General features: G+C 55.0%; 29 protein-coding genes. 6 read left to right on the forward strand and 23 right to left on the reverse strand.

Annotation, left to right across the window (positions count from 1 at the left end; translation table 11 throughout):
* Both ACR0LX_RS19790 and ACR0LX_RS19795 read left to right on the forward strand, forming a co-directional pair.
* Positions 1-651: hypothetical protein (locus tag ACR0LX_RS19790; RefSeq protein WP_480785199.1), on the forward strand; the 651-nt coding region annotated here is incomplete at its 5' end.
* A gap of 87 nt (positions 652-738) precedes the next feature.
* Positions 739-1,776 carry a hypothetical protein gene (locus ACR0LX_RS19795; RefSeq protein WP_170417776.1) on the forward strand — a complete coding sequence of 346 codons (1,038 nt, stop codon included), beginning with the start codon at positions 739-741 and terminating at the stop codon, positions 1,774-1,776.
* A 209-nt stretch (positions 1,777-1,985) separates the two neighbouring features.
* On the opposite strand, the gene ACR0LX_RS19800 is transcribed toward ACR0LX_RS19795, so the two are convergent.
* The gene (locus tag ACR0LX_RS19800) at positions 1,986-2,402 is read right to left on the reverse strand and encodes a MerR family transcriptional regulator (RefSeq protein WP_170417773.1); all 417 of its coding nucleotides are present in this window, start codon (positions 2,400-2,402) and stop codon (positions 1,986-1,988) included.
* 74 nt (positions 2,403-2,476) lie between these two features.
* Between ACR0LX_RS19800 and ACR0LX_RS19805 the strand changes: the two genes are divergently transcribed.
* The 3 genes from ACR0LX_RS19805 (at position 2,477) to ACR0LX_RS19815 (ending at position 4,232) form a co-directional block, all read left to right on the forward strand.
* On the forward strand, positions 2,477-3,106 hold the full coding sequence (locus ACR0LX_RS19805) for a cation efflux transmembrane domain-containing protein (protein ID WP_170417770.1): 630 nt from the start codon (positions 2,477-2,479) through the stop codon (positions 3,104-3,106).
* A gap of 74 nt (positions 3,107-3,180) precedes the next feature.
* A complete protein-coding gene (locus ACR0LX_RS19810) occupies positions 3,181-3,648 on the forward strand; it encodes a DUF411 domain-containing protein (RefSeq protein WP_170417767.1) in 468 nt (155 codons plus the stop codon).
* 161 nt (positions 3,649-3,809) lie between these two features.
* Positions 3,810-4,232: a c-type cytochrome gene (locus ACR0LX_RS19815; protein WP_170474328.1), complete on the forward strand. Its 423-nt coding sequence runs from the start codon at positions 3,810-3,812 to the stop codon at positions 4,230-4,232.
* Between the two features lie 214 nt (positions 4,233-4,446).
* Here the strand turns inward: ACR0LX_RS19815 and ACR0LX_RS19820 are convergent, their stop codons facing one another.
* The 19 genes from ACR0LX_RS19820 to ACR0LX_RS19910 form a co-directional block, all read right to left on the reverse strand.
* Positions 4,447-6,339: a type IV secretory system conjugative DNA transfer family protein gene (locus ACR0LX_RS19820; protein WP_170474331.1), complete on the reverse strand. Its 1,893-nt coding sequence runs from the start codon at positions 6,337-6,339 to the stop codon at positions 4,447-4,449.
* Positions 6,332-6,490: a DUF4177 domain-containing protein gene (locus ACR0LX_RS19825; RefSeq protein WP_152460674.1), complete on the reverse strand. Its 159-nt coding sequence runs from the start codon at positions 6,488-6,490 to the stop codon at positions 6,332-6,334. Before ACR0LX_RS19825 ends, ACR0LX_RS19820 begins: the two co-directional genes overlap by 8 nt.
* 12 nt (positions 6,491-6,502) lie before the next feature.
* Positions 6,503-7,516, reverse strand: a complete 1,014-nt coding sequence (locus tag ACR0LX_RS19830) for an ATPase, T2SS/T4P/T4SS family (protein WP_152460675.1) — start codon at positions 7,514-7,516, stop codon at positions 6,503-6,505.
* A gap of 205 nt (positions 7,517-7,721) precedes the next feature.
* A complete protein-coding gene (locus ACR0LX_RS19835) occupies positions 7,722-8,555 on the reverse strand; it encodes a TraB/TrbI/VirB10 family type IV secretion system protein (protein ID WP_170575215.1) in 834 nt (277 codons plus the stop codon).
* 11 nt (positions 8,556-8,566) lie between these two features.
* The gene (locus tag ACR0LX_RS19840) at positions 8,567-9,247 is read right to left on the reverse strand and encodes a hypothetical protein (RefSeq protein WP_152460677.1); all 681 of its coding nucleotides are present in this window, start codon (positions 9,245-9,247) and stop codon (positions 8,567-8,569) included.
* The gene (locus ACR0LX_RS19845) at positions 9,247-10,062 is read right to left on the reverse strand and encodes a TrbG/VirB9 family P-type conjugative transfer protein (protein ID WP_152460678.1); all 816 of its coding nucleotides are present in this window, start codon (positions 10,060-10,062) and stop codon (positions 9,247-9,249) included. The genes ACR0LX_RS19840 and ACR0LX_RS19845 overlap by 1 nt, the downstream gene beginning before the upstream one ends.
* A complete protein-coding gene (locus ACR0LX_RS19850; RefSeq protein WP_170624898.1) occupies positions 10,062-10,697 on the reverse strand; it encodes a VirB8 family type IV secretion system protein in 636 nt (211 codons plus the stop codon). The genes ACR0LX_RS19845 and ACR0LX_RS19850 overlap by 1 nt, the downstream gene beginning before the upstream one ends.
* 26 nt (positions 10,698-10,723) lie before the next feature.
* On the reverse strand, positions 10,724-11,779 hold the full coding sequence (locus tag ACR0LX_RS19855; protein ID WP_152460680.1) for a TrbL/VirB6 family protein: 1,056 nt from the start codon (positions 11,777-11,779) through the stop codon (positions 10,724-10,726).
* Positions 11,776-12,276, reverse strand: coding sequence for a hypothetical protein (locus ACR0LX_RS19860; protein WP_152460681.1), 501 nt, complete (start codon positions 12,274-12,276; stop codon positions 11,776-11,778). Before ACR0LX_RS19860 ends, ACR0LX_RS19855 begins: the two co-directional genes overlap by 4 nt.
* Positions 12,273-13,019, reverse strand: a complete 747-nt coding sequence (locus tag ACR0LX_RS19865; protein ID WP_152460682.1) for a type IV secretion system protein — start codon at positions 13,017-13,019, stop codon at positions 12,273-12,275. Before ACR0LX_RS19865 ends, ACR0LX_RS19860 begins: the two co-directional genes overlap by 4 nt.
* Positions 13,019-13,156, reverse strand: a complete 138-nt coding sequence (locus ACR0LX_RS19870; RefSeq protein WP_170425207.1) for a hypothetical protein — start codon at positions 13,154-13,156, stop codon at positions 13,019-13,021. Before ACR0LX_RS19870 ends, ACR0LX_RS19865 begins: the two co-directional genes overlap by 1 nt.
* A complete protein-coding gene (locus tag ACR0LX_RS19875; RefSeq protein ID WP_480785200.1) occupies positions 13,153-15,519 on the reverse strand; it encodes a VirB4 family type IV secretion/conjugal transfer ATPase in 2,367 nt (788 codons plus the stop codon). Before ACR0LX_RS19875 ends, ACR0LX_RS19870 begins: the two co-directional genes overlap by 4 nt.
* Positions 15,512-15,790 carry a VirB3 family type IV secretion system protein gene (locus tag ACR0LX_RS19880; RefSeq protein ID WP_170474365.1) on the reverse strand — a complete coding sequence of 93 codons (279 nt, stop codon included), beginning with the start codon at positions 15,788-15,790 and terminating at the stop codon, positions 15,512-15,514. The genes ACR0LX_RS19875 and ACR0LX_RS19880 overlap by 8 nt, the downstream gene beginning before the upstream one ends.
* A 3-nt stretch (positions 15,791-15,793) precedes the next feature.
* Positions 15,794-16,075, reverse strand: coding sequence for a hypothetical protein (locus ACR0LX_RS19885; RefSeq protein WP_170474368.1), 282 nt, complete (start codon positions 16,073-16,075; stop codon positions 15,794-15,796).
* Positions 16,072-16,755 carry a lytic transglycosylase domain-containing protein gene (locus tag ACR0LX_RS19890; protein ID WP_367396996.1) on the reverse strand — a complete coding sequence of 228 codons (684 nt, stop codon included), beginning with the start codon at positions 16,753-16,755 and terminating at the stop codon, positions 16,072-16,074. The genes ACR0LX_RS19885 and ACR0LX_RS19890 overlap by 4 nt, the downstream gene beginning before the upstream one ends.
* 463 nt (positions 16,756-17,218) lie before the next feature.
* Positions 17,219-17,632 (reverse strand): thermonuclease family protein, encoded by a 414-nt coding sequence (locus ACR0LX_RS19895; RefSeq protein WP_170602109.1) that lies wholly within the window; start codon positions 17,630-17,632, stop codon positions 17,219-17,221.
* A 48-nt stretch (positions 17,633-17,680) separates the two neighbouring features.
* On the reverse strand, positions 17,681-18,037 hold the full coding sequence (locus ACR0LX_RS19900; protein WP_142638830.1) for a hypothetical protein: 357 nt from the start codon (positions 18,035-18,037) through the stop codon (positions 17,681-17,683).
* A 392-nt stretch (positions 18,038-18,429) separates the two neighbouring features.
* Positions 18,430-19,455: a DUF3300 domain-containing protein gene (locus ACR0LX_RS19905; protein ID WP_480785201.1), complete on the reverse strand. Its 1,026-nt coding sequence runs from the start codon at positions 19,453-19,455 to the stop codon at positions 18,430-18,432.
* Positions 19,456-19,514: 59 nt separating this feature from the next.
* Positions 19,515-20,126, reverse strand: a complete 612-nt coding sequence (locus ACR0LX_RS19910) for a lipid-binding SYLF domain-containing protein (protein ID WP_480785202.1) — start codon at positions 20,124-20,126, stop codon at positions 19,515-19,517.
* Here ACR0LX_RS19910 and ACR0LX_RS19915 point away from each other — a divergent pair.
* Positions 20,115-21,320: an adenylate/guanylate cyclase domain-containing protein gene (locus tag ACR0LX_RS19915; protein ID WP_170624864.1), complete on the forward strand. Its 1,206-nt coding sequence runs from the start codon at positions 20,115-20,117 to the stop codon at positions 21,318-21,320. The two genes, ACR0LX_RS19910 and ACR0LX_RS19915, sit on opposite strands and share 12 nt — an antisense overlap.
* A gap of 45 nt (positions 21,321-21,365) precedes the next feature.
* Here ACR0LX_RS19915 and ACR0LX_RS19920 read toward each other — a convergent pair whose 3' ends face one another.
* The 3 genes from ACR0LX_RS19920 to ACR0LX_RS19930 form a co-directional block, all read right to left on the reverse strand.
* Positions 21,366-22,010 carry a hypothetical protein gene (locus tag ACR0LX_RS19920; protein WP_170624863.1) on the reverse strand — a complete coding sequence of 215 codons (645 nt, stop codon included), beginning with the start codon at positions 22,008-22,010 and terminating at the stop codon, positions 21,366-21,368.
* 198 nt (positions 22,011-22,208) lie between these two features.
* Positions 22,209-22,955 (reverse strand): hypothetical protein, encoded by a 747-nt coding sequence (locus ACR0LX_RS19925; protein ID WP_170624862.1) that lies wholly within the window; start codon positions 22,953-22,955, stop codon positions 22,209-22,211.
* 67 nt (positions 22,956-23,022) lie between these two features.
* The gene (locus ACR0LX_RS19930; protein WP_170624861.1) at positions 23,023-24,663 is read right to left on the reverse strand and encodes a sulfatase-like hydrolase/transferase; all 1,641 of its coding nucleotides are present in this window, start codon (positions 24,661-24,663) and stop codon (positions 23,023-23,025) included.
* Positions 24,664-24,679 lie beyond the last annotated feature (16 nt).

The following is a 24,679-nucleotide window of genomic DNA, read 5'->3' on the forward strand; positions in this document are numbered from 1 at the left end:
GATTATGCCCCGGCAGCACGCCGGTACGAGGTCTATATACAGGACACCTTGGGCAAGGGGGCCTATGAGGACTTCCAGACTCAGACCAAAGAATTGCTGCAATCCATCGACAAGATGGAAGGGCTGGCCCGTGAGGTTGACGACCCTCATCTGCGTGTCGCTATGGATATTCAAATTGGCGAGTTGAAGGGCGACGTTGCGGACCTGCGCACCAACGATCCGGACCTTCAAGCCTTCATCATCGAGGACCGCCGCTATTCAACGATGATGGGAATGGGCACTGCCGAAATGGATGTCTTGGATTATTCAGAGGCCGGCAAGTGGGCAGCGATCCGCAAAGAAGTCACCGACACGGCCAGCAGCTACGGCCTCGATGGCGAGGCGTTCGTTGCCCGCTTTGGCGATCATCAGAACGTCACCCTGGGTACAACAATGGGATGGCGCAGCGACGACATTTCGACCGCCGCGGCCCACTTCCAGGCGCAAGGATTACCCGACAGCCACGACCGCGCTGAGGCCGTTGTTGACGAGCTGCACCAGCTTGCGTCTTCCAGGATCATCGCAATCTCAGAAGAACTTTCAGACGTTCACGCCCACGCAACGCACCCGCTCTTGCAGGGGCGCGGTGACGATGACGGGCACAGCTTGTAAGGACTTTAACCGGTCTGCCTGATGCGCGCGCCAACGCCCCAGGCAGACCCATCACAGAGTTTTCCATCAACTCGCAAAGGAAAAACTATGGTTTCGCGTACAGACTATCTTTTGAACGAAGTCGAACACTTCGCACCCTATTCCAGATTTGATCAATCCGCCCCGCGTGAAGATCGCGTTTCAGAGCAGATCGACATCATCAGGAAAGAACAGCAGGCGATGGGCTTTGATCGTGCAGCCATCGCCTCAAACAGCTTCGACATCGAGGACCAGGCCAACCGCCGTGTTGACGAACATACTGCGCAACAAGATCTGGTCGAAGAATTCAAAATCGAATTTGAAGCTGCGGAGCGGTCAGGGGAGCCGGTTGATCTGAACGATATGCAGGCTTTGGTTTCTCAGCACATGAGTGATGCTCAGGAATACGATCTGTATCACCCTTACTATTCGTCCCTTGCGGATCTGAGTGGTGACAAGGATTTTCAGGAGTCCGACGACTACCAGTCGCCCGGTGATCGCTATGTTCAGTATATGCAATCCGCTTTGGGGGAGGCCATCTTTGAGAACTACGAGCAGCAGACCAAGGACATCGTGAACTCCATCGAGAACATGGAGGCTCTTGCACGAGAGGTCGAAGATCCACACTTGCGTGCCGCAATGGACGTTCAGATCGGGGAGTTGAAAGGCGATGTTGCCGAACTGCGCCCATATGACACCGACCTGCAGGCATACACTTTGGCTGATGACAGCTACACCACATCCATGAATGCGGCCGAGTTGGACAACCTGGACCCCACGGAAGCCGAAAAATGGCTGGCTGTGCGTGATGACATTGTGGCGACCGCGCACAGCTTCGGTCTCGACGGAAGCAAGTTCCTGGCCCGCTACAACGATCATGACAGCGTTTCAATCGGCACAACGGCGACTTGGAAAGACGCGGACATTTCCACCGCTGCCGCCCATTTCAACAGCCAAGGCGTTCCGGACAGCTACGAGCGCGCGGAGGCCGTTGTTGGTGAGCTGCACCAAGTTTCATCCAGCAAGATTGCCGCCGTGGTGCAAGAGATTGCCCATACCCGCGAACAGGCTACCCACGTCCATGAGTATGATGGACACAGTCTTTAACCACGGAGGACATGATAGATGATTGTTCGCGCCGGTGAATGTGTTGCCGGGAACAGCGAGACCACCGGGTTGGAGTAATGTGGGGTCTGTTCCGATTGGGACGGACTCTTGTCCTTGGACATTCCGGGCATTCGCTGCACCACGTTTGAATAGGCAAGAAGCGGACAAAACAGTCTTTCGCTGGGACTAAAGCAATGTCCGCTCATAGTTTAGTGATCGTGGTGACAGAGTTTATGATCGGCAAGAGACGCGAGCACATAGCAGTTCTCTGACACTCCTTCGTCATCACAGCCCTTCGAAATCCGAACCAGCTCTTTTTCAAGAGCCCGTAGTCGTTTGATCTTTGCTCTTACTTCGGAAAGTTGTGAGACGGCGATGTCCGTTGCGGCTTGGCATGAACGATCCGGGTGGCCTTGAAGCACAATCAATTCGGAGATCGCTTCAATTGAGAAACCAAGATCGCGTGCATGCTTGATGAAACTGAGACGCTCTAGCCCTGCCACATCGTAGCGCCGTTGGTTGCCTTCGGTGCGTTCTGGTGCGGCAAGCAGGCCCATTTCCTCATAGTAGCGGATAGTCGGAACTTTGACCTTCGTGCGCTTGGAAAGCTCCCCGATAGAAAACATGAAAATACCTCTTGAACCTCTAGTAACTAGAGACACTACACTATGGTCACGACAGATACAAAAAGGGCTTCCCAATGTCAGCATGTTGCGGACACAACGCCAAATTCGACGGCGTATCAGACGACTACAAAAGGAGGCTGTGGATTGTCATTGCTCTGAACGCGGTGATGTTCGTCGTCGAGATGACTGCCGGTCACTATGCAAAGTCTCAGGCACTTCAGGCCGACGCTCTAGACTTCCTTGGGGATGCTTTGACCTACGGTATCTCGCTGGCAGTGATCGGGGCTTCAATCCGTGCACGCACCAATGCCGCTCTGGCGAAAGGGGTGAGCTTGCTGCTGATGGGTCTTTGGGTGTTTGGATCGACCGTGTACCGGGTGTTCTATGTCGGAGTGCCGGAGGCCGAGATCATGGGCATCGTTGGCTTTTTCGCTCTTATGACCAATCTCGCAAGTGTTCTCTTGCTCGTCCGTTACAAGGACGGCGATGCAAATGTGCGCTCTGTCTGGCTATGTTCGCGTAATGACGCCATTGGCAATGTGGCCGTTATGTTTGCAGCTTTAGGCGTCTGGGGCACAGCTAGCGGTTGGCCTGACCTGATTGTTGCGGCGGTCATGGCAACGTTGTTTCTTTCCTCTGCTTTCCAGATCGTGCGCCAAGCGCTCGCCGAGCGTCGGGAAGTTGGCGAACATGAGCATGTTTGACGTGGATTATGACCTTTGATCTCGAATGATACGAAATCGGCTCAATTTAGTTGGAAATACCAAGGACTCTCGCCATGAACCTGAAACGCCGCCAAGTACTGACTTACGCCGCTGGCTTTGCCAGCACAGTACCATTTGCCGCGTTTGCGCAAGACACGCCTTCCGTCCGTGTTCTCAAGGATCCGAACTGCGGCTGTTGCCAGGTTTGGATCGACATCCTGCGGCAGGAAGGCTTTCGCATTACCGAGGAGCGCAGCTTTGGAACACAGCTTGTCCGCCACAAATTGGACAACGGCATTCCCGAAGAAATGATGTCCTGCCACACAGGCGAGATCGATGGCTATATGATCGAGGGGCATGTGCCGGTTGCAGACATTCGTCGTCTGCTGGAGGAGCAACCCAGTGCTGTTGGACTTGCTGTTCCTGGCATGCCCTACGGTTCCCCTGGGATGGGGCCGGAAGATCGTCGTGAGGCCTACGACGTGTTTTTGATCCTCAAGGACGGTAGCACCGAGGTGTTCAAGAGTTACGAAGCGGCCTGAGGCGACGTTCATCGAGCGGAAACAGTAAGGAGGAGAAGATGACGAAGCTTGGATTACGCACTCTTACCTTAAGCGTTCTGTCTATCACCATTGCTACAGTGGGTTGCGCACAACAACAACGAGGAGATTGGTGGGGTCACGGGCCAATGGGATCTAACCACATGAGGTCTGAGCACATGCGTGGTTGGGGGCACGGCAATATGGGGCCTGGCCAGCAGCAGCGCATGCAACGACATTGGACGTATATGAACGAGGACGTGCCCGCAGCCTACCGCGGGGCTCGGAGCACCATTCGTGCAACGCCCGAGAATGTTTCGGAGGGCAAGACGCTATATACGGAAAACTGCGCAAGCTGTCATGGAGCTGAGGGTTTGGGCGATGGTGAAGCCGGACGTTCGCTCGCGCCCTCTCCCGCTCTCCTACGATGGTTCGTTCAGATGCCGATGTCGGGGGACGAGTACCTTCTTTGGGCAATTTCCGAGGGCGGCGAACGCTTCGGAACAGACATGCCAGCCTTCAAGGAAGCGCTGAGCGAAGAAGACCTTTGGAAGATCATCGTTTATATGCGTGCGGGGTTCCCTTGATCTGTCGTCAATCTGTTGGTTTTTGATGAGTGTTTTTGCTGTCGATACTATGACGACAATTCTCAGCAGGCATAAAGCTGACAATGCGCCATTCTAGTAAGCTTCACGGAAGCGGACATATATGTAAGTCGCAGCACGAGCAGGTTAGGGCTCTCTCCTGCCGTTCTCTGCATATTGAAGTAAGGTCCGGTTCGGCCGCGTCCTGTTACCCCCGTCAAGTGAAGGCGCTACTTTCAGCCCGTTTGGCTTTCATTTTCTCCATCGCCATATCTTTCGCTGACCGACTTTTCCGCTTTGCGACCGTGCGCTGCGCATCAAATGCCGCCTGAAGTTCCTGGTCTTTTTCAGAAACCTCTCTGTCCGGGGCAGGGGCCGGTTTCGCATCAGCCACTGCCTTTGCCGTGTCCCTGGCTTGCTCTACAGCCAGATCGAGGTGTGTGCCTTTGATCTTCGGACTTTCGCCACCCAAGAACTGCATGAAATACGGATCTTCGAAGTATCGGATCTTGTTTGCAATCACCGGCATCTTGCCTTCGCGGATCAGCACAACCTCGTTTTCCGGCAGACGACCAACGTGCTCTGGCCGGAGCAGCCGAATGCCTTCTTCACGCTCTGATATGCTGCCCATTTCCATCTTGCCGAGTGCTCGAGACTTCGACTTGCTTATGACCGTTTTGTCCCCGATGGACCTGGACACATGTTCGCGTACTTCGGAATCCTCTGAGGCGGCAAACATCTGGGTTCCAGCGTTTGCCAGCATCGCCCGCACACCCTCGTGCCCATAAATGTCCTGTAGGCGCGACAGTGTTTGCGAAATCACCACGAGCCTGCCCCCGAACGATCGCATGGTGTCATAGGCTTCAACAACGCGCTCAAGATGGCCGAGGCGTTGGAACTCATCGAGCAGCATCAAAACCTTGAACGGCTCATCTTCGCCCGGCTCAACAGTTTCGATGGTGTTCACCAGATCGAGGAAGAACAGGCGAATGAGCGTCCGGAACTCTTTGACCTTTTTCCCTGGCACGGAAAAGTAGATCGAGCTGGGGCGCCGACGCAGATCTTCAAAGTTGATGTCATTGCCCTGCGTGGCTCTTGCTACCGACGGGTTGCGCCAGAGCTGCAGGCCGGAGTTCAACATAACCGAAATCGTTGACCGCAGGATTTTGGATTCTTCGGCTGCAAGATTCAGAAACTCATCTGCAGCTCGCGCATATCCAACTTCTTCAGCCATTTTCTCATAGTCCTTTTGCTTGGTCGTTTTGACCAGGCGCAGGACTTCGGAAATGTATGGCCGCTTTCTTTTGATCGCCAGCATCGCCATTGCGCAGAACATGCCTTCAACACCACCCATAAAGCCCTGCGCGGACGAGCTGGGCGTGTCGAACATCTGAGTTGCAACCTGAATCACTTCTTCCCATCGCCGGTCCAGATTGTCGGCACGTGCTGCGCGGCGCAGAGGGTTGTAGCTGTGGCTTTTGTCGGGGTTCTCGGGGTCGAACATAAAAACCTCATCGCCCATTGCTGCCCGACGCGCGCCGGTTGTCTGGAAAATCTCGCCCTTGATGTCCAGGACGACGCAAGACCCATTGAAACGCAGGACATTCGGGATCACAAAGCCGCTGGTTTTGCCCGAACCAGACGGGGCAATGAACATCGCGTGCGGCTTTTGGACACCGGGGCCGGGCTTATAGTAGATCGCGTTTTTGTCCTTTGGCTCACCAAATTTGGCAAACACGATTTCACTATCCAATTTGTCTTTGAGCTTCAGAACCGACGCATAGCCTTCCTGGACGAGCTGAGGGGCCTTTGCAAAGGTCGCATCACCGTATTTCGTTGAGGGACCACGCAGCGCAGCCGCCACAAATGCAAAGGTCAAAACACCCACTGCGACCACCGCCACCAGACCCATGATCTGCTGCGTCTCTGCAGGCTGTGCCATGAACTTCTCTGGGATCGCCCAGATGTCCAGCCCGCGAAAGCCTCTGGTGTTGATGTATTCGAGAGCCAGCCCGACCACCAACACCGCGCAAGCCGAGGTAGCGATAAAGCCCATAGTACCGGCTATCGCGACCTTCTTGCCTTTGGGTAGATCCTGAAACTCAGCCATCGGTCAGCTCGCGTTTGAAGAAGCACACGATGCCAAACTCGGCAGGTACGACGCCGACCATTTCCCAACCGTCTTGCCCGAGCTTCGCAAACTTCTCGCCTGCATTTTCCTCTACCCGCATCAAGACATTACGATACTCAAATTTTTTCATTCTATTTCTCCTTCAGATAAGTTGATCAGCGGTCATCAGGGGTGGGAAGATCACTCCGTTGACCTTCCGTTCGTCACCGATTTTCTTCATGTGAACGATCATGTGAATGGTGGCCCGGATGTCATCGACCACTTCTGACTTTTGAACGGTCGGAGATCCGCGACGCACCATCTTGCTCATACGTCCAATGGCATCTACTGGTGAGTTGGCGTGCATGGTACAAACAGAACCATCGTGGCCGGTGTTCACCAGTTCCAGGAACATATTTGCGTCGTCGCCCCGAATTTCACCGCAGACGAGGCGGTCAGGCCGTAACCTCAGCGCCGATTCCAGCAGCTTTGTTGGTGATCGAGGGCCATCTTCTTCGGAACGGTCAGCAAGTAGATCGACAGAATTGGGTTGCTCGATGTCCAGCTCGGCCACTTCTTCAATCGTCACGATCCGTTCGCCAGGATCGACGCGCTTCAGCATTGCATTGAGAACAGTGGTTTTGCCAGACGAGGTGCCCCCGGCAATGATCACGTTCCATTTGCTTAGCATCGCAAGGTCGGCCAGCTCGTCAAAGTTCATTGTTCCGGCAGCGAGAGCAGCCCGAGCCTTTTCAAGCGCGCTGTGATCATTGTTTTCTGCCAACGCCGCCTCTTTGCTGGCGAAGCTGAACGCGCCCAGATCGACGGTTTTCACGCGGAGCAGGCGGATCGCCACGGACCCCACGCCGGTTGTTGCTGGCGGAATCACAACCTGCACCCGCGCTTTACCCTGCTGTGTCGGCACGTTGGCCGTCGCAATCGGCTTCTTTTCTCCGAATGTCACATCGCTGAATCCGGCCACGCAGCGCCCGATGTTTTCCACATCATCTCTGTTCAGAGTAATGTCTGTCCTGGTCATGTGTGTTGTGCCCATTTCTTCGACCCAGACCGATCCGTCAGGATTCACAGAAATTTCGCTCAGGCTTTCATCGTGCAACAGATGCTCGATCTTGCCTGTATAGTATTCCAGAAGGCTATTGCCGTTCCGCCCGCTCATGTTCTTGTCCTTGGTAGAGCACTTTTTTGAACACTGGAGGTTGCCTTCGCTGCATCTCGGCTTTGCCTCGAACACGAAGGCATCCACATAAGATTCATTGCTTCCAAAAAGTGCTGAATTTGCTTCAAAAAAGGCCGCTACCGCACTCGATCATGCTGGCAGCGGCCGGAAAGACTGCTGAGGCGGTCGGCTCATTGGCTCGCGCTCAGAAGCTATCGAACACAACGTCGCGCTGCAGGATGGCGTTGATGCGACTGCCCTGATCGACAAAGACTGTCGGAGTAATGCGCAGGTATTCATCAAGCGCCGCTGCCGTAGCGTTCTGCAGGTTAGACCCCACTTGCGTTGCCAGATCAGTGCGAACCGAGTTGTTGCTATCGTTGTCAGAGACCAGTGCCACCGGCGCAATGCCGATGATGGACAACAGCGCTGCAGTTCCGAACCGTTTCCCAAAGTGTGTGTTCACCCTGCCGGTCGCACCAGTCCGGCCTTGACCGTCCGTACCAGCCGATCCGACCTGAGTTGACAGGCCGTCAGGCGTGATGACACGGCTCCAAACGATCATGATGCGCGTTTGCGCCAATGTCGTGTCCGCTCGATACTCGCCAAAGAGCTTCGATCCGCGCGGCAGAAGCAAACGCGTGCCGTCCATCGAGTAGACGCCACGTGTAATCGTCGCCACGACACTGCCGGGCAACTCCGAGCTGACCGCGCCACCGAACACAGCCGACAAAACCGTGCCTTGCGTCAGGGTGCGCGACGGATCGTCAATGATCGAGGCCCCGACGATGGGGGGATATTCTTCGACCAGATTGTTTTGCCATGTCGTGTTTTGGTTTTCCTGATAGCCGCGTTGATCTTCAGGCAGGCGGGTGTCGTCTGGCTGGACTTGAACCGGCTGCGGCGCTGCAGGGAAGGGTTGGAAAATGACCGGCTGCGATCCACCATTGATCGGCTGGTAGTTTTGACCGGGTGCGTCCTGTGCCATCGCGCTTGAGGCCAACGTGACCAGGGCGAGGGTGAGTGCTGTTCTGTTCATCGTCAGCTCCATCAGTTTCTGCCGTATGGGTTTTCATCGAACACAATGCCGTCCGACTGGTTCTGCCGCTGGCGCATCTTCTTCAGTTCTTCGAGTCTGCGCCGCTCGTCATCGGTCAGACCTTGCGCCTGAAGGTGGCTTACGCTGGCAAGTGCCCGGGCCTCCGCATCTGCGATGGCCTGGGCAAGTTCCGTCTGGAACTTCTTCTCTCGCTCATCATATCTGACCTGAAGGCGTTCATTGGTCAGGTTCAGCGTTGCGATTTCACCGTCTTTTTCGGACAGCGAAACTTTGGCGTCCGTCAGCTCGTCTTGCAGATCGGAAATCCGACCGTTCTGTTGCTCGATAGTTTTCAAGGCTTGTTTCAGCCCTTCGGAATCGACCTGCGGCACTGTTGCCGGTGTTGCCACCTCAATTTCCTCGGGCAAAGCCTCTGGTTCCGGCTCATCGGCCTCTGGTCCCCGTGCGGTCAAAAGCCCGTATCGCTCGCCACCACCTTGTTGCAAAGCGTCAACGCGGACACCCGTGTTCGTGCTTTTGTTTTCATGGCCCATGACAAACCATACAAAGCCCAGGAACACCGCTCCTGCGATCGCAACGGTTATCAGCTTCTTTGGGTCGAACTTCTTCCGGACACGTTGCGACGGCTGTTCAGCCGCCGCCCGTGCCGCAATTGTCTGATTGCGATCCATTACTTGCTGCCCCCCGGTTTAACTGTCTGTGAAGTAACGGGCCTGCCCGTTGCACTCGCCTGCTGAAACGCGTCGCCATCGTTTCGTACACAGATCGAAGTGTCTTCGATGCGCAGTGTCCAAAGGTCGGAAAGGCCCTGCACCTGGATAATGCCGCGCTCTTTGACTGTGGTGTTCACCATCAGCTCGCGGCCATCAGGCAGGACACGGAAAATCCCCGGCAACTCCGCATCCTGCGGGATTTGCATATAGGTGTGAACGCCATCATCCCACACGGCGGTGGGCGCAAAGTCCGCTTTGCCCGAGCGCGAATAGTTCTGGTTCACAAACCGGCCAGTTGGCTTCGGCTCGCTCCGAGCGACTGTGCCGCGACGCGTTGTGGTCCCGCCGCTGTTGTTTTTGTTGTAGAACGTGACCCGAAATGGAACACGTTTGCGTTCGGCGGCGCTCTCGGCCGGAACCAGATAGAAGTTGTATGTCCCGCGATTGGTCAGGACGGTCAGGTTTGAATCCGAGTTCAGGATTTCTGGCTTGAACGCAATAACGCGACCTTCCTGCAGGCGGGTGATCTGAAAACTCTCAGTGTCGCCCGCGCCAATGCTGCGGACGGTCTCGCCCTGCGGAAAGTGAACATAGGTAATCAGGCGTTCACCTACAGTGATGCGGTACACCTGGTTCTCGACGTAATGGAAATGCGTGATGCGATGATCCGCATTCTTTCCGTCTGGCGTCGGTGTGATTTCAGCGAGCAGAGGCGTAGAGAATGCCAAAACTGCTGCGGCGGTGGCGGTGAGTGTTTTGAAAGAACGCTGCATCAGACCTTCCCTATGGCGTCTACGCGGTAGTTGGTGACGACGAAGCCGAACGGATTTTCCAGAAGCTCATCCATCGACGTCACGATTTTTTCCTCAAACCCGTAGGTCACAGTGACCACGTAGCGGGCTGAGGCCGTTGCTTGGTTTGGCACGATCAGGGACTTGCGGATCTCGACCTGCACCGTCTCATCGTTGACCGGCGAGACGCCCAGAATTTCGGTCTGCACCTTTGTCTTGGGCGTATAGATTTCGTCAGGATGGTTGTCGTTCGAACCGTCCCACAGTTCGCGGTAGGACGTTTCGGCCAGCTCATCAGAACGACGCAGCACCGATTTCAGGCGCTCGTTGTTGTCCTGGACATCATAGGTTTCCCGGTCGCGCACATAATTTGCGACTTCACGGAAGGCCATCGCCTCAGAAGGTTCCAGTTCTTCGACTTTTTCAGTCAGCAGGACCGGCAGTTTCGTGTCCGGATCAATGGAGAATGGCACCGCGCGGATTTCCTTCAGGGGAAGGAGCATCGCCCAGCCAATCATAGAGGCCACGCCCATTGCCATGCCGACCATGCCGAATACCTGCCATTTGAAGGCATCGCGGCGTGCGCCCAGAAAGAGTTCTTTTTCGTGATCTGTCACGTGTGACATTTGCTCTGTACCTCGATTTATGAAGATTTATTGGCGCGAGCTTGTCGAATGCTCTGCCGGTAACGGTCAGCGGCGTAGCTCTGACGAGCTGCCCCATCCTGATTTCGGGCTCTGTGCGCTATGTCCCGACGCGCTTGCATTGCGCGAGACGCGCTGTCACGAACGCCAGTCCCGTCACGTGCTGCGGAAGCCATAGCAGCGGCAGTTTTCCCACCGGCTACTGCACCCCTTGCGCCGTCGCTTGCAGTGCCCAATGCACTTCTTGCGGCTGCTGCAGCACCAGTTGCCACGGCAAGACCCGAGGATGCCGAAACGATTGCACCCGACATCCCGCCCGCGAGCGACGGGATCTGCGTGAGCATCACGATTGAAACAATGCAGATCGCCAAAAACCGGCCACTGGCCTCCATATTGTTCACATCCTCAACAGCGGTCAGTTCGGAGCTGAAAAGGGCCTGAATAAGAGAAACGATGCCTGTCAGAACGACGATGACCATGATCAGGCCAACAGTCGTTTTCGCCCAGGCTGCGAAGATATTGGCTGTTGCCGAGCTGAGCAGCGTTGCGATGAAAACAGGCGCTAGACCCAGCAGGACCGCTAGACCGCCTTTTGCGATCAGCGCCATGCCGGTGCCAAAAGCAACGATGACAGCCCCAACAACCCAGAGAATAGCCCCGGTGATGCTCAGACCCCAGGTTGCGTTTTCAATAGCCTGCTGGCCCATCAAGAAACACTGAAGCGCAATGTCATCGAGTGCTTCCCAGACATTTGTTGTGCCGGTCAGTTCTCCGGCAATCGTGTCTGGGAGGCTCGAAATGCCCTGATAAATGGGTTGAAAGAAGCTCCAGCTAGAAGCCATACCAATGATGATCGTCGCCCGAATGATCCAGCCGACATAGCCACCAAACCCGATTTCTCGGATTTGAAGCACACCGTTGATCAGCATTGCCACGAAGATCAGCGCGGCTATTGCCCAGAGGGCGGATGCTAGATCCGCCGCCAGGCTGTTGTATGCTTGCTGCGAGAAGTTATTTAGCGCAGCCTCAATCGAGCTGACGAAATCTTGGATCACGGCCCACAAGCCTCCTCAATTGCAGGGCGCAGAGCTTCCAGACGGGTCCGTTGCTCTTTTTTCAGCGCGGCAAGATTGTCGGACGGTTGGGTCCAAAACTCGTCTTGGTCAGCTCCGACCTTTTGGGCGGCGTCCTCACGGCTTAAACCGCCCAGCGGACATTCGGTGCTGAAGGTCTCGCCAGATTTGCGCAGAATGCATTGCTCGATGGTGGCCTCGTGCGCAGCGATGACCTGTTCATTCAGGATCACCACCGACCAGTTGGTCACAAGAGGCTGCTTGTCTGCGGATTGGCCCGCTTCGGCCATGCGCGCTTGATCGTTTTTGACGAATTGACGACCGTACTCACGCGCACCCGAGTACCCAAGGCACTTACGATATTCACCGAACGGCATATCGACCTTGGGTGATGGGCGCAGCTTCACCTGTGCCGATGCAGCCCCCGACATAACGGCGGCGGCTGCAATGGTCAGGATGAGAGTTGAGCGGAGTTTCATTGTGAGGTTCCTCGTACATAGTTGCTGAGTGTCGAAAGATCGGCAGCGGTTGCAGCCAGATCCGTGCCCGACGCCAGAGCATTAGCCGAGGTTGCGCGTAAGATTTCAATTTCAACCTGAAGGAGTTTAAGGAGAACCGCCGTGTTGTAGTCGATTGCATCCTTCAGATCTTCTTGCTGGCCGATTTCACCGCGCAGCTTTTCTGCATCTTCGGAGAGCTGACCGGCCATGTCATAGCCATTCTCACCCAAGGCCGATGCCATCAAGCCAGCGCCACCTCGCTCCGAGAGAATGCGCCGGGCTGGCACGTCTGACGTACTGAACTCTTTGAGGATGCCATTGTTCAGCCCCAGGCTGATTGATCGGCGTTCCATCGCGAGTCCGGCGACGCCTGGAAGATCGCCAATCGTATCTTCGGTCGCGTTCAAGGCGTATCCAAGCGTGTCAGCTGCCGTTGCCAGTTTCAGAAAGCTGCGGCTGTTGAACTGGTCCAGATCCGTCAGACCACTGATGGTTTTGAGGGAGTTTTCGAGCAGTGCCCTCTGCTGCTCGAGCTTCTCATATTGTTGCATCAGCTGTTCGTATTGGCGGACCATTTCCGCGACTTCGCGGGCCGAATTGGCTGCGTCCTGTGCAATGGCCGTGGCGTCGATGGTCGGAACACCTTGGGCTGCCGTCATAACTGGCAGGGCGGCCAGAACCGAAACAGCAATGGTTGTGCGGAATTTCTTTGAAATATCCATCAGACAAACTCCAAGTTTTCAGGGGAGGTCATGCGCTCAAAGTCACAGGCGCATTTGCTGCGATAGCCCGAATAGGTGCTGGTGCAGGCCGAGACAGCGGCCAGAACTACAAGGGTGATGACAAGGCGGGCTTTCATGTGATTTCCTTCCAGAAGTTGGGGTTTTTTCGCCAGTCAGGATCAGGGAACGATTTTCCGTCTGATCCGCTCAGAACACGAAGAAGCGGGCCGAGCGCGCCGACATCGACATCGAGCCAAACACTCTCATCACCTTTCTTCATGAGCATTACGCGGTCGCCAAAATGCGCCCTCAGCGCGCCCAGCTCTGAATCGTTCAAGCCGATTGCCCGGTAGTCTGCTTCATTGCCGGATCGAGAGGGGAACAAGAGTTGCGTGCTGGTGTTTTCCAGGATCGACTTACTTGCCGCTGACGACAGGAGGTGATCGGGGATCTGCGTCATCATCATCATCATGACGTTCAGCTTCCGATACGTGGTGTAGGCATTTATGAGGATGCCAGCGCCATAAGGGTTGCCAGCAATTACCCATGCTTCATCAATCACAAAGACAGTGGGTATCTTGGTGGCGCAGCGGCGTTCAATCTGGCGCATGACGTAGCTGATCCATGCCAGCCGCACCAATTCGTCATCCAGAACCTCAGAAATATCGAACACAAGATGACGGTCGCCAGCAGCAAACGGATCTGAGCCACCCTCGCCAAACATCCAGGACAAGCGGCCTTCGCCCGCCCATTCACTTGCACGCTTGTACAGGTTCTTGTCATCGTCAAAGGCTCTGAACCGTTCCACCAGTGAATCGAAGTTCTGAAGCGCAGGCGGCAAAGTGGCATTGGCTTGGCAAGCCCTTGTGATTTCATCCTTCTGATCGGTGGTCAGTGGTTCGTCATAGCTCAATAGGGCAATGACCCAATTGGCGAGCCAGCTTTGCCCAGCCTCATCCGTCTCGGTTTGAAATGGGTTCATGCCTGTTGGTTCACCAACTCGGACGCGGGTGTACTGTGCGCCGAGCGCCCGCATTGGAGCCTCCATTGCCCGGTCTTTGTCAAAAGCGATGATCCGCGCGCCCTGTGCCACCGCCATTGTCGCCAGCAGCATCGCGATCACAGTTTTACCCGATCCGTTCGGCCCCAGAATGATTGTGTGGCCGGAGGGCAGGTTTTCAGCGTCTTTGCTGGTCTTGGGAAGGTGCAGCGAAACATCGTAGCTGTCCCCGTGTGTCGTCGGGAAAGTCGCCAATGGCCCCGGCCAAGGTAGCTTTTCCGCATCCAACCCTTTGGGGCGCATGTGGAACGCAACCATATCCGCAAAGTTCTGGTCCGTGATCAGTTCTTCACGGGCGCGGAACGCGAAATTGCCGGGGTGCTGTGCGAAGTACACGGCACGGGCCGACATCGCTTCGCGCTTCACCGTGCCACCCGAAATCTGGATTTCACCGATGATGTGTTTTTCGGCGGTTTTCAGATCTTCCTCGTTCCCAAACACGCAGATCGACAGGTGGTGCTTGCCGAGTGACATGGTGCCGGAGGCAATGCCGTCCGCCAGAATGGACAAATCCTCTTCAAGCGACTTTGCCTTGTCGCCTGCCGAGCGCATTTGTCCCGACTTGCGGCGTTCCATTTCCTGCGCCTGGGCGCGGCTGATCGGCAGGAAGGATTGCGAAATCACAACATCAACCGGCAGGTCCAGCCCGTCGAAAATGCCGGGGAACGAAACCATCGGGTAATTCTTCAGGGAATACACACGGATGGAGCGTTCCTGATCGTCGCCTGTGACCAGTTTGCCGGTCTTGCCCTGAAACAGCACATCCTCTTGCGGCATGTTGAAGGCGATGGGTTCTGCAATGTTTGTGTGAATGATCGGCTGATACCGACCGTTCAACAGCATTCCATAATAACCGAGCCAATGCCCCTCGCTGAGCTTCAGCCGGCGCACACGGGCCTCGCCCAGCGTGCCCGCCAGTGTTGTGAACACACCGTCGAGCTGTTCCATCATTTCTCGGCGTTCCTCGTCTATCGTTCCAGACGACATGCCGAACATCTGTTTTGCCCGCTCATCCTGCCGCTTTTGGAGAATGGCGCTGATGATGATCTTGCGTTCTTTCAGCTCTGCATCGACGGACGCTGAGCGCATGGCCTGCGCCACTGCACCGGCAAAACCGGTTGGATCTGTGATGACATGACCAGTCTCAGCCGGGACGGTCAGTCGATGGATATAAAAAGCCACCTCATTAGGTGTTGTGCGCAACACACGCTCAAACCGTTCGGCCAGGAACTCGAACTCGTTTTCGTCCAGCGTGTTTGCGTTGACACCGGTGATTTCCGCAGCGGCGATAAGACCACCGTTGCGTGTGGAAATGACCTCATCATCCACGACATAGCCATACGGCAACATCTGAAAGAGGCTCATTTCATCCTTGCGCCAGCTCGGCTCGATCAACGAGCGGGCAAGGGTCCACATGCCTCGGGCAGCAGGCTTAGGCACTATAGTAATCTCCCCCATGATGCTGGCGGTTTTTGGTGCGCGGAGTTTTGGAAAGGGTTACAGACAGGACGCGGAAGAAAGCCGGTTCCCATTCGTAAAAGAGGCGAAGCACGGTGTAGAAAGCAAAACCCGCAATGATTGCTGGCGCTATTCCGAACATGAAGAACGAAAGCATGGTCATCCCGAGGATCACCAGCAGATAGATCACGGGTAGGCCGCCCCATTCTGCGGGACGGCTTAGGCCGCGAAAGACGGTATTTCGGCGCGGCATCGATCAGGCTCCGATGAATGTATCGGCAAGGCCAATGACGGCACCCACAACAATCGCGACCACTGGACCCTTCAGCGAGCCCCAACCGAACACATAGGCAAGACAGCCCCAGATGAAGCCGACAGCGGCAAGGCTGACGCCAACAACCTTGGAGTCGGCCAGCGTTTCGTTGATAAAATCGCCAATGGCATCTTGCAGCCAGCCAGCGGAGGCGGGAGCTGCACTGACGATAATCATTGCCAGCGCGAAGAACGCGGTCTGTTGGATGAAGTGGGTTCTTTTCATGAGGAAGTGCTCACTTTGCTTAGGATGATCCGCACGTAGTTGCGGGTTTCGGTGAAGGGGGGGACGCCGCCGTATTCGACGACGCGGTGAGGCCCGGCGTTGTAGGCGGCAAGCGCCAGCTTCCAGGTTCCGAACTCGCGGTACTGCGCCGCCAAATAGCGGGCACCACCGTCGAGGTTTTCTGCAGGGTTCTTTGGGTTCACGCCCAGGTCTTTCGCCGTTCCGGGCATGAGCTGTGCGAAGCCATAGGCACCCTTGGGCGACAGAGCATCAGCCTGATACCGGCTTTCCTGCCAGACCAGCGCCATGAACAACTCTGCCGGAATGTCATGGCGTTCCGCCGCTGCGTGGATTTCTTTAACGATCCGCTCCTGCGACCAGCCGCCCGAGGATCTGCGAGGCCGCGGTGCCTTGCCCGCAATCTCGATCTTTTTCTGTGGCTTGGCCTTCGGAGCTTCCGGTTTTTCATCGAGAGTGTACTCGCGCATCCGGATTGGACAGACGATGCCATTAACGATTTCTGCCCGCGCACCGTTCAGATACACGCTGCCGTCCGGTTCGTATTCGATGACCTGTGCACTGGCATCCGTTCCCAAAGTCGCCGTCAAGAATGCCAACAACGGCCAAACGGCGTTGATCCGACATCTGTTTTCGGTGAAGCTTTTGATGGAGCTGGTCACTAATTTGTCCTCCAAATTAGGTCAGTAGTTTTTACATAATTACTATTATGGGGTTCGACATCAGGTCATCTGGGCCGTGGGAAAAGGGTGCCGGGACACAACACGGAACCTTCAGAGGCGCCGCAAAAAACCAATGTCTGGTTCGGATCTCTTAGTCGGATGGCCTAGCTGAAACGTTCGGATGTCCCGCTCGCCCAAATCGTCAGACAGCGCTAAGCGGTCGGAGGTGCAGGCACGTTGTCCAGGGTCGCACCCATTGACTCTGGCGCGGTGCTGTCCGATCTAAGATCGGCATCTAGGGTTACTGTTTTTACCATAGTACAGTTCTCTCTTGATGTTTGAGGAATGCCCGGATGGATTTGGGGCGTTTCTTGTCCTGTCGGTTGTTGGCGCAATCGACAGGACCGCTCACTGCTCGGTGGTTTTGTTCCATTTTCTGCAAGTCGTCGCTCAGTCCTTTCGTCTAGCCGCACCAGGACCCGCGTTTGCCGCCCGAATAGGGTCGCGCGAGACCTTCGGATATCAGAGTTTTCCCTATCTCCTGACCACCTGAACGTCCGACCGCGAGGAAACGGTCATGCACGTCCAGGTCTGGTTGGATAACCAATTCTATCTGCCCACTGGTCTGAATGATCTCCGTCAGGCGGTCTTTGGCTTTCAGACCCAAAGCTCTCTCGGCCTCACATTGTGCGCGGAAGGTCTCAGGAGTGTCGAAACCGATGAGGCGGTAGCGGTCATCACCGTGGTCGATGGTGTCACCATCAACGGCAATCACCTCGGATGCGCTCAGGGTTATTGTTTGTTTTGATGGTTCAATCCAGACCGCAACAAAAAACAAAGACGCGAGTGTAGCGCTGAGAAACAAGAGCCGTTTCATGCGCCCTGCCCCAGCATTTTGATGAGCCGGGTTCTCGAACGTGACCGATCAGGTTTTGGATTTCGCGTCCAGGGCCTGAGCTGCTTCGAGACCCTCTGGGGTAATCGACTCGATCGTATAGTCTGATTTGACGCAGAGAATGCGCCCATCACCAAATTCCTGATGATGCTTGAAGAGGCCCGGCCAAAGATCGAACTCTCTGGGCTCAGCGCCCGCTCGAGAGATCTTCGACTTGCACAAGGCCCCGACATAGTTCGGCGAGCTGTAAATGCAGTGGTACTTAGGTCGTCCAAGGGAAGCGAGTCCGATAAATTCGTAGCGGCATGTAAAGGGAACCTGATCCTCTTTCAGGCCCCGGACCATCTCGATGGTTACCACAGTGTATTGTCTCTTGTTGTCCGCCATGACGACCCCCTATGGGCCGTCTTCTACATCCAAAAGTTGTGGACTAAAACACAATCTACGTCAATATAAGAAAACCCGCCAATATACGATATTGGATTGTCAGAAATATATTGGCCGGATATTGCTTAGGCGATTCGCAAGCAGGAGAGACCATCTTGAAACACTCAAAATCCGGAAATCGAACTCGCGCGAAGGCCCTTGCAGTTGCACTCGCTGCACTGCCAGCCACGCAGGCTCGTGCCTATCCAATTGACTGTGCCATATTCCTTTGCCTCGCCGGGGGTTGGCCAAGTTCGGCTGATTGCGTCGCAGCCAAGGCGGAGTTCATTCGGCGCATCACACCCTACCCGGTCGAACCGCCGCTTCAACTCTGGCGCTGTCCGATGAATACGTCACACAGCCCCTCGGACTTGGGTCCTATGGAACGGTTGGAAGCCATCAAGCGCACCAGTGCTAGCCCAGTTCCAGAGCTTCCATCGGATGACACCGCTAAGCCAATACTGGTAGACGCAGCGATCTCGATAGGAAGGATCGATGCACATCACGGCCAATACGGTGACGGTTTCCAAGCCACGCCAGACGGTGTTTCGGGAGTTTTCGATGTCGATATCGATATTAACATCCCCGTCGATGTTCGGACGTGTGTTCGGGTTGCCGATGATCGGGCGTCCGTTCCATCCTCCGCAGTTGCGGCACCCCCAGTAGTAATATCGGTCATCATCATCATCGAAAATCTCGCTTATGAGATAGACTGTGCCTGCCGCAAATAAGATGTTGCGCAGTGCGTCGCCGGTCGTGTCTTCCTGCTCCACGTAAACTGTTTCGGTGTCATATTGCGGGACATAGACAACCTCCGGATCAGTGGGCTGAACAACGACAGCATCCGTTGCATCTTGCGTCACCGTCATTTCATCACCGGAAACAAGCGTGCCGGCATTGATCGCAGTCTGACGCATGGTTTGTACTGCGCCCAAGACGTCCTCTGTCTGCGCCAGCATCGCCAGCCCCATGGTTTCAGTCCAATCGATATTGGCGGCCATACCTGATATGACCTCGGGAAAGCCAATGGCCAACACCTCCACACTTTCGTCAAATCCTTCCGCCTCGATCAGCGGGGTCAGCTCATCTGCGGTGGCACCCTCATTTTCGGCCAGAAGGCGTTCCGCTTTCACCACTTCGAGGGGCTGCGTTGCCGCGATGAACAACTGGGTCAGGACGGTATCGGGAAAAAGGGCAACGGGTGCGACAAGCGCTTCCAGTTCCGCCTGCGTAAGCAAGTCCGCGTCTACTGCTGCGTCATTTGTTTCAGATGTGGTTTCGACGCCGCCGTCTTGGTCGGGAACAGCGTCCTGCGCATGGGTGGTTGTCGCAAACGCAGCCAGACAAGCAACACAAAGAAGATTAAATTTTATCGACATGGCCCTGTCCGACCCCCTCGTTCACAACGGTATTGCACTCTGCGTAGCTACAGAGTGGATCACTTTTCGATCTTGCTGATTTTCGTTCCCTGAAGGCTCGTGCCTGCCATCAGACCTTCCTGGCCGAAGACTATGGGAACGATGTCTCCATTCAGGTCACTTGTGCCCATCGATGCCGACCAACCTTGGTCGCCACCAACCAGCGTTGGACCAGTACCTGCTTCCCAACCATTGTTGCTGCTAAGGTATTCGAGAGCCGTGTCATTTAGAAAAAACATGGCGTAAGAGAATTGCTGAACGCCCGCCTGAAACCCATACGATGCGCCCGCAATATTGTAGTATCCGGTCGTATTGCCGTTTTCCCGCAAAGCTCCCTCGCCATATTGCCCACCAACCATCAGCCCACCCTTGGTAATCTTGGGAAACACCAAGACTGCAACAGCCTTCTCAGACAGCTCTTTGGTCTCAGGTGAGCTTGCGTAGAGCTGCGTAAGAACCTCATTGACGCCATTGTCAATTTGAGCCGCTGTCATGCTTTCGGTCGCATCCACAACAGCTTCGCTTGCTCCCTCTGCGGTATCTCCAACTTTCTTGGCGACGCCAGAAACGCCTTCTGTGACTTTGTCCAGCAGCTTCTGAGCATTCACGGGTTGACCTGCATGCAGCAACAAGAAGCAAAATTACCGGAAATCTCTCCTGAAACAAGCGAAGCGATGTCGCCCGTAAACCAGTGGCTATTGAGCGCTGGTCGTGACAAGGCAAACGTTTGTGAGCTGTTAGAGTCCCTGAATGTCCGTCTGACCGCACTCGATATCCCACTTGTCAAAATGTTTGTCGGGGTGGAGCAACTCCACCCCGAACTATTTGCTGAAACCTATGTCTGGGATGCAAAGAAGGGTACGCAAATCCTTGCCCGCCCTCATGGAGCACAGCTATTGGATAGCTATAAAAATAGTCCTATTCCAAAAATACTTTCTGGTGTCCCGATGATACGGCTGCATGACTTGAGTATTGAGTATGCTTTTGGGCAATCCCTCAAGTCAGACGGCGCCACAGATGCCGTCTTTATGAGTTTGCGCTTCAGTCAAAATCGTCCACAGGTTCTGTGCTGCGCAACAGATCAGCCCTCGGGTTTCACTCCAAAACACGTCATGAAAATCGCATCACTTTTGCCAGCACTCGGATGTGTTGTTGAACTGCTCACAGCTCGCAGAACGGCTGTTCATCTTTTGGATGCTTACGTGGGGCATGATGCCGGTACCCGCATTCTGAATGGTGAAATCACGCGTGGGTCCGGTAAAACTCAAAGCGGGATCATATGGTTTTGCGACCTTGCCGGATTTACGTCAATGAGCGAAGCACTATCCAGTAGCGATTTGATTGGAATGCTAAATCAGTTTTTCGACGCTATGGCCAAACCGGTTGAAAAATACCAAGGTACAATTTTAAAGTTTTTGGGAGACGGCATTCTAGCGTTTTTTGCTTTGCCGGCAGACGTCGATGATCCTTCGAAAGTGTGCTCGTCGGTGTTAAATGCCGCGCGTGAAGCTTGCGAAAACGTAGATCGACTAAACTCCGACCGCAGTAATGTAGGAGATCCGCCGATTTCATTTGGGATTGGTTTGCACATTGGTGAAGTGCTTTATGGGAATGTGGGCGCGGTAAATAGACTTGACTTCACCGTGATTGGGTCTGCCGTGAACTACGCGGCGCGATTAGAAGCGATCACCCGCCGTACGAACTACCGCATTGTGGTGTCATCTGAGTTCGCTGCTCGTGTCAGCGAAACGTTGCCTTTGGTTGGCCTCTTTGAGCTGCCGGGCATTTGCGAACCGCAGCCCGTTCACGGCGCATTGTCGTGTTAACCGCCATTCGATTGTTTCTCATGGAATTTGTTTCACGCCCGTTCGTTAGAAAAAGTACTTGATACCAATGTATGGACCATGCTGGTCGACGTCATAGGCAAATTCACCGGAACTCAGTGTGTCGCTATAGTCGACGCTAAAGTAACGATACCCGAACGTGAACGCGGTCTTCTCCCAAGGTTGATAGTCGAAACCAACATTTGCACCAATCTGGAGGTCATTTCCACCGGCACCAAAACCGCCAAGTTCCAAGGACCCAATCCCAGTCCATTTCTGGTTTAGCCGCCACATCCCGCGTATGCCGACGACTGGTTCTATCCAACCCTGATCTCCACCCAACGTAGGTGGGTTCCCCGGTCCTGGGGTAGTTAGGTCGATTTCCTGACGGATGGAGTTGTACCTCAGACCACCTTGGAGATCGATTGCATACCTCTGGCCGCTGCTGCCGTATTCGCCATCTGAAATACGGTAAGCCCCAAGCACACCAAACCATTTTTGACGAACGTCCACGTTTACCCCGGCACCCAGAGGGCCAGGCAGATTGGAATCCTGTTCGATCCCCACATAATTTGCATCCACGATGATGCCAAAATCCCCGTTCCATGCCTCGTACCGGCCGGCTGCTGCGAAATCGAGCACATCCAGGACGTCACCAAGGTCCAGATCCAAATCCGCGGATTGTCCAGCCACGGTTGACGTACCCGTGGTTCGTAGGGGTGTGAACAGATAGAATGAGGCTCCATGCCGCCAGCCTGTTTCGTTTTGACCTGGCGCAGGTAGAGACTGAGCACGGGAAAGCCCGGGCATAGATAATACGCCGGTCAGAAATACGAGGGCGCTAATTGATCTGCGATGGAGCATCGGATTTTCCTTGCATATTGGCGGCGCTTAGTAGTTGAACCTCAGACCTATCCCGGCACCTTGGTCGTAGGGTCTGTCAGTACCAATACCGACCAACACATCTGCGTAGAGTGCAATTCCAGGGCTGAGGTTCTTACCGATCTGGAATTCGGCGGTCGCGGGCCACGCGTCATTTTCCCAATCGTATGGCGCCTTGATATCTGCTTTGGCCCAATACCCGTCACCAAATGGCTGAAGCGCAATAAGGCGCATCGCAGTCTGGCTGACATCGGTCGAACCGTTATATGAAGCAAAGTGTTGGACCAGAGGGATCAGAGTCAGCCCAGTATTAGTGTTTGCAAAAGCGAACCCACCAAATGGGGCTATCTGATCCGACCCGGTGCCGATGCCTTCGTCGGGGTCACCAAAATCGAGGATCCACTCCAAACCAAGTGCAGACTTCACGCTCCAGGTGTCATTCAAGGGTTTCTGTGAGGGAAAGTAGATCAGCTTGAAGCTGGTCTTTTCGAACCCGTCGAACCTTTCACCAGTCGCATTCGTTGAATTGTAGTGGAGCTCGTATTTTAGTTTTAGATCGGGGCGTAACATGTATGCACCGTCGACAAAGGCATCCTGACGGTCTGCACCCCCTCCCAGATCAAAATACTGATATCGAATGTCGGTATTGTTAACCGCAGCCAAAGGATTTGACGCGTTTTCCTCAGCTTCTGATGCAGAGCCTACCACGAGCAGTACATAGATCAGAGGAACAAGACAATGGAAGATGCGTGACATCAGACACCTAAGAGAAGTTGGATGGTCAAGTTAGACGGCGACAGGTTCTCGCCGCCGTCTACCTTCATCATTGCCAGCTGGAGAAGACTTCTCGGGTCAACTCGCTTTCGGGACGAAGATTCTCAATACCTTCATACGGCACACCCTTGCCCAGCGGCAGATGCGGGTGCTTTGCAATGGTTTTCTGATGGCGCTTCACCATGTCTTGGAAAGATGCACCGGACCATAGTGAATACCCGACAAGCGGATGCTCTTCACGCGGGTCGCGATAGACATTGAACACGGGGGCCGCAGCGCCGGGCTGACCGGGGGCCGGCAAATGCATCTTGAACTCTTGCTTCACGACTGAGCGCAATACGGGCCCTTCGTACACATAGACGTAGTCGCGACGCGAGTTGCCTTCGCCTTCAAGTAACAGCGCCGTCTGGTCAATGCCGTCGATCACGCGGTCGCGCGGGATGCGGTCAGTTGCGCCTGCGATCCGCGCGAAGGTCGTGAACAAATCCGAGACATGTACGATGTCACCTGCTGCACTGCCTGGCTCGATAGCGCCAGGCCAGCGGATGAACGCGTCAGTTCGCACTCCGCCTTCAAGGTGCTGCGTCTTTCCGCCGCGATAAATCAACTGGTTCAGACCGGACGTTCCTTCGTAGTGATACATCAGGCCATTGTCAGCCATAATCATAACGATGGTGTTGTCCGCCTTGCCAGTTTCATCCAGCTTAGCCAGAACTTCACCGATCCAGCCGTCCAGAACCTGCAACTTGTCGGCATGGAAGCCACCATTGCGGGAAACGGCCTGATCCGGATAAGCAAAATTCAGCGGATAGAGTGGCCAGTATTGCATAAAGAATGGGTCGTCCTGCGAGGCGAGGCGGTCAAGCTGTTCCAGTGCCTGACGCTGATAGCGCAGGTTCATTTCTTCGTATTTAGCCTGTGTCCATTCTTCGCCCGGCGCCATGTCGACTTCGCGAGCAAGGCCACCTGCTTCCCCTTCAACGCCGGTTACCAGACCATAGGGCTTGAATCGCTCATCCAGCTGGAATTGGTTGGACTGTCCGGACGGATGGAAGCCAAGCATATTGTTGGCAACCATCGCATCCCGTGTCATCAGGCTGAGTTGAACCTGCTGATGCAAAGGGAATGCGGCCCAGTCAAAACCCTGATTGTGCGGGTAAGCCTGCTCAATATCGCCCTGATGCCATTTCCCGACATGAGCAGTGTTGTATCCTTCTTCCTTCAGGATCTCGGCAATCGTGACTTCTTCAGCTGCAAGACCTTCGCCAACCAGCGCAACTTTGACCTCTTCAACGCCGGCGCGCACCGGATGACGACCGGTCAACATCGCAGTTCGTGTCGGTGTGCAGGATGGCTCAGTATACATTCTCATCAAGGACATGCCTTCGTTGGCAAAGTCGTTGATGTTGGGCGTGTCGAAACCTGTGACGTAGTTCATCGTCCGGTTACCCATTTGACCGAAGCTGACATCGTCGATCAGGATATACAGGATATTGGGCGGCTGGCCGCCATTGGCGTCGCGGATCTCGGCAAGTTTCGCCTCAATCTCGGAGTCCTGCGCATCCCATTGCTCGCCAAACTGTGCGCGTAGGAACTCAAACTCGCCATCATGGATGATAGGCGCATCCTGGGCAAAACCCGCGCCAGCCATCAGCACCATGGCTGTGGCATGTTTCAATATTGATCTCATCGGTATCCCTTCCCCT

The sequence above is a fragment of the Ruegeria sp. CH11 genome, from assembly GCF_056537105.1.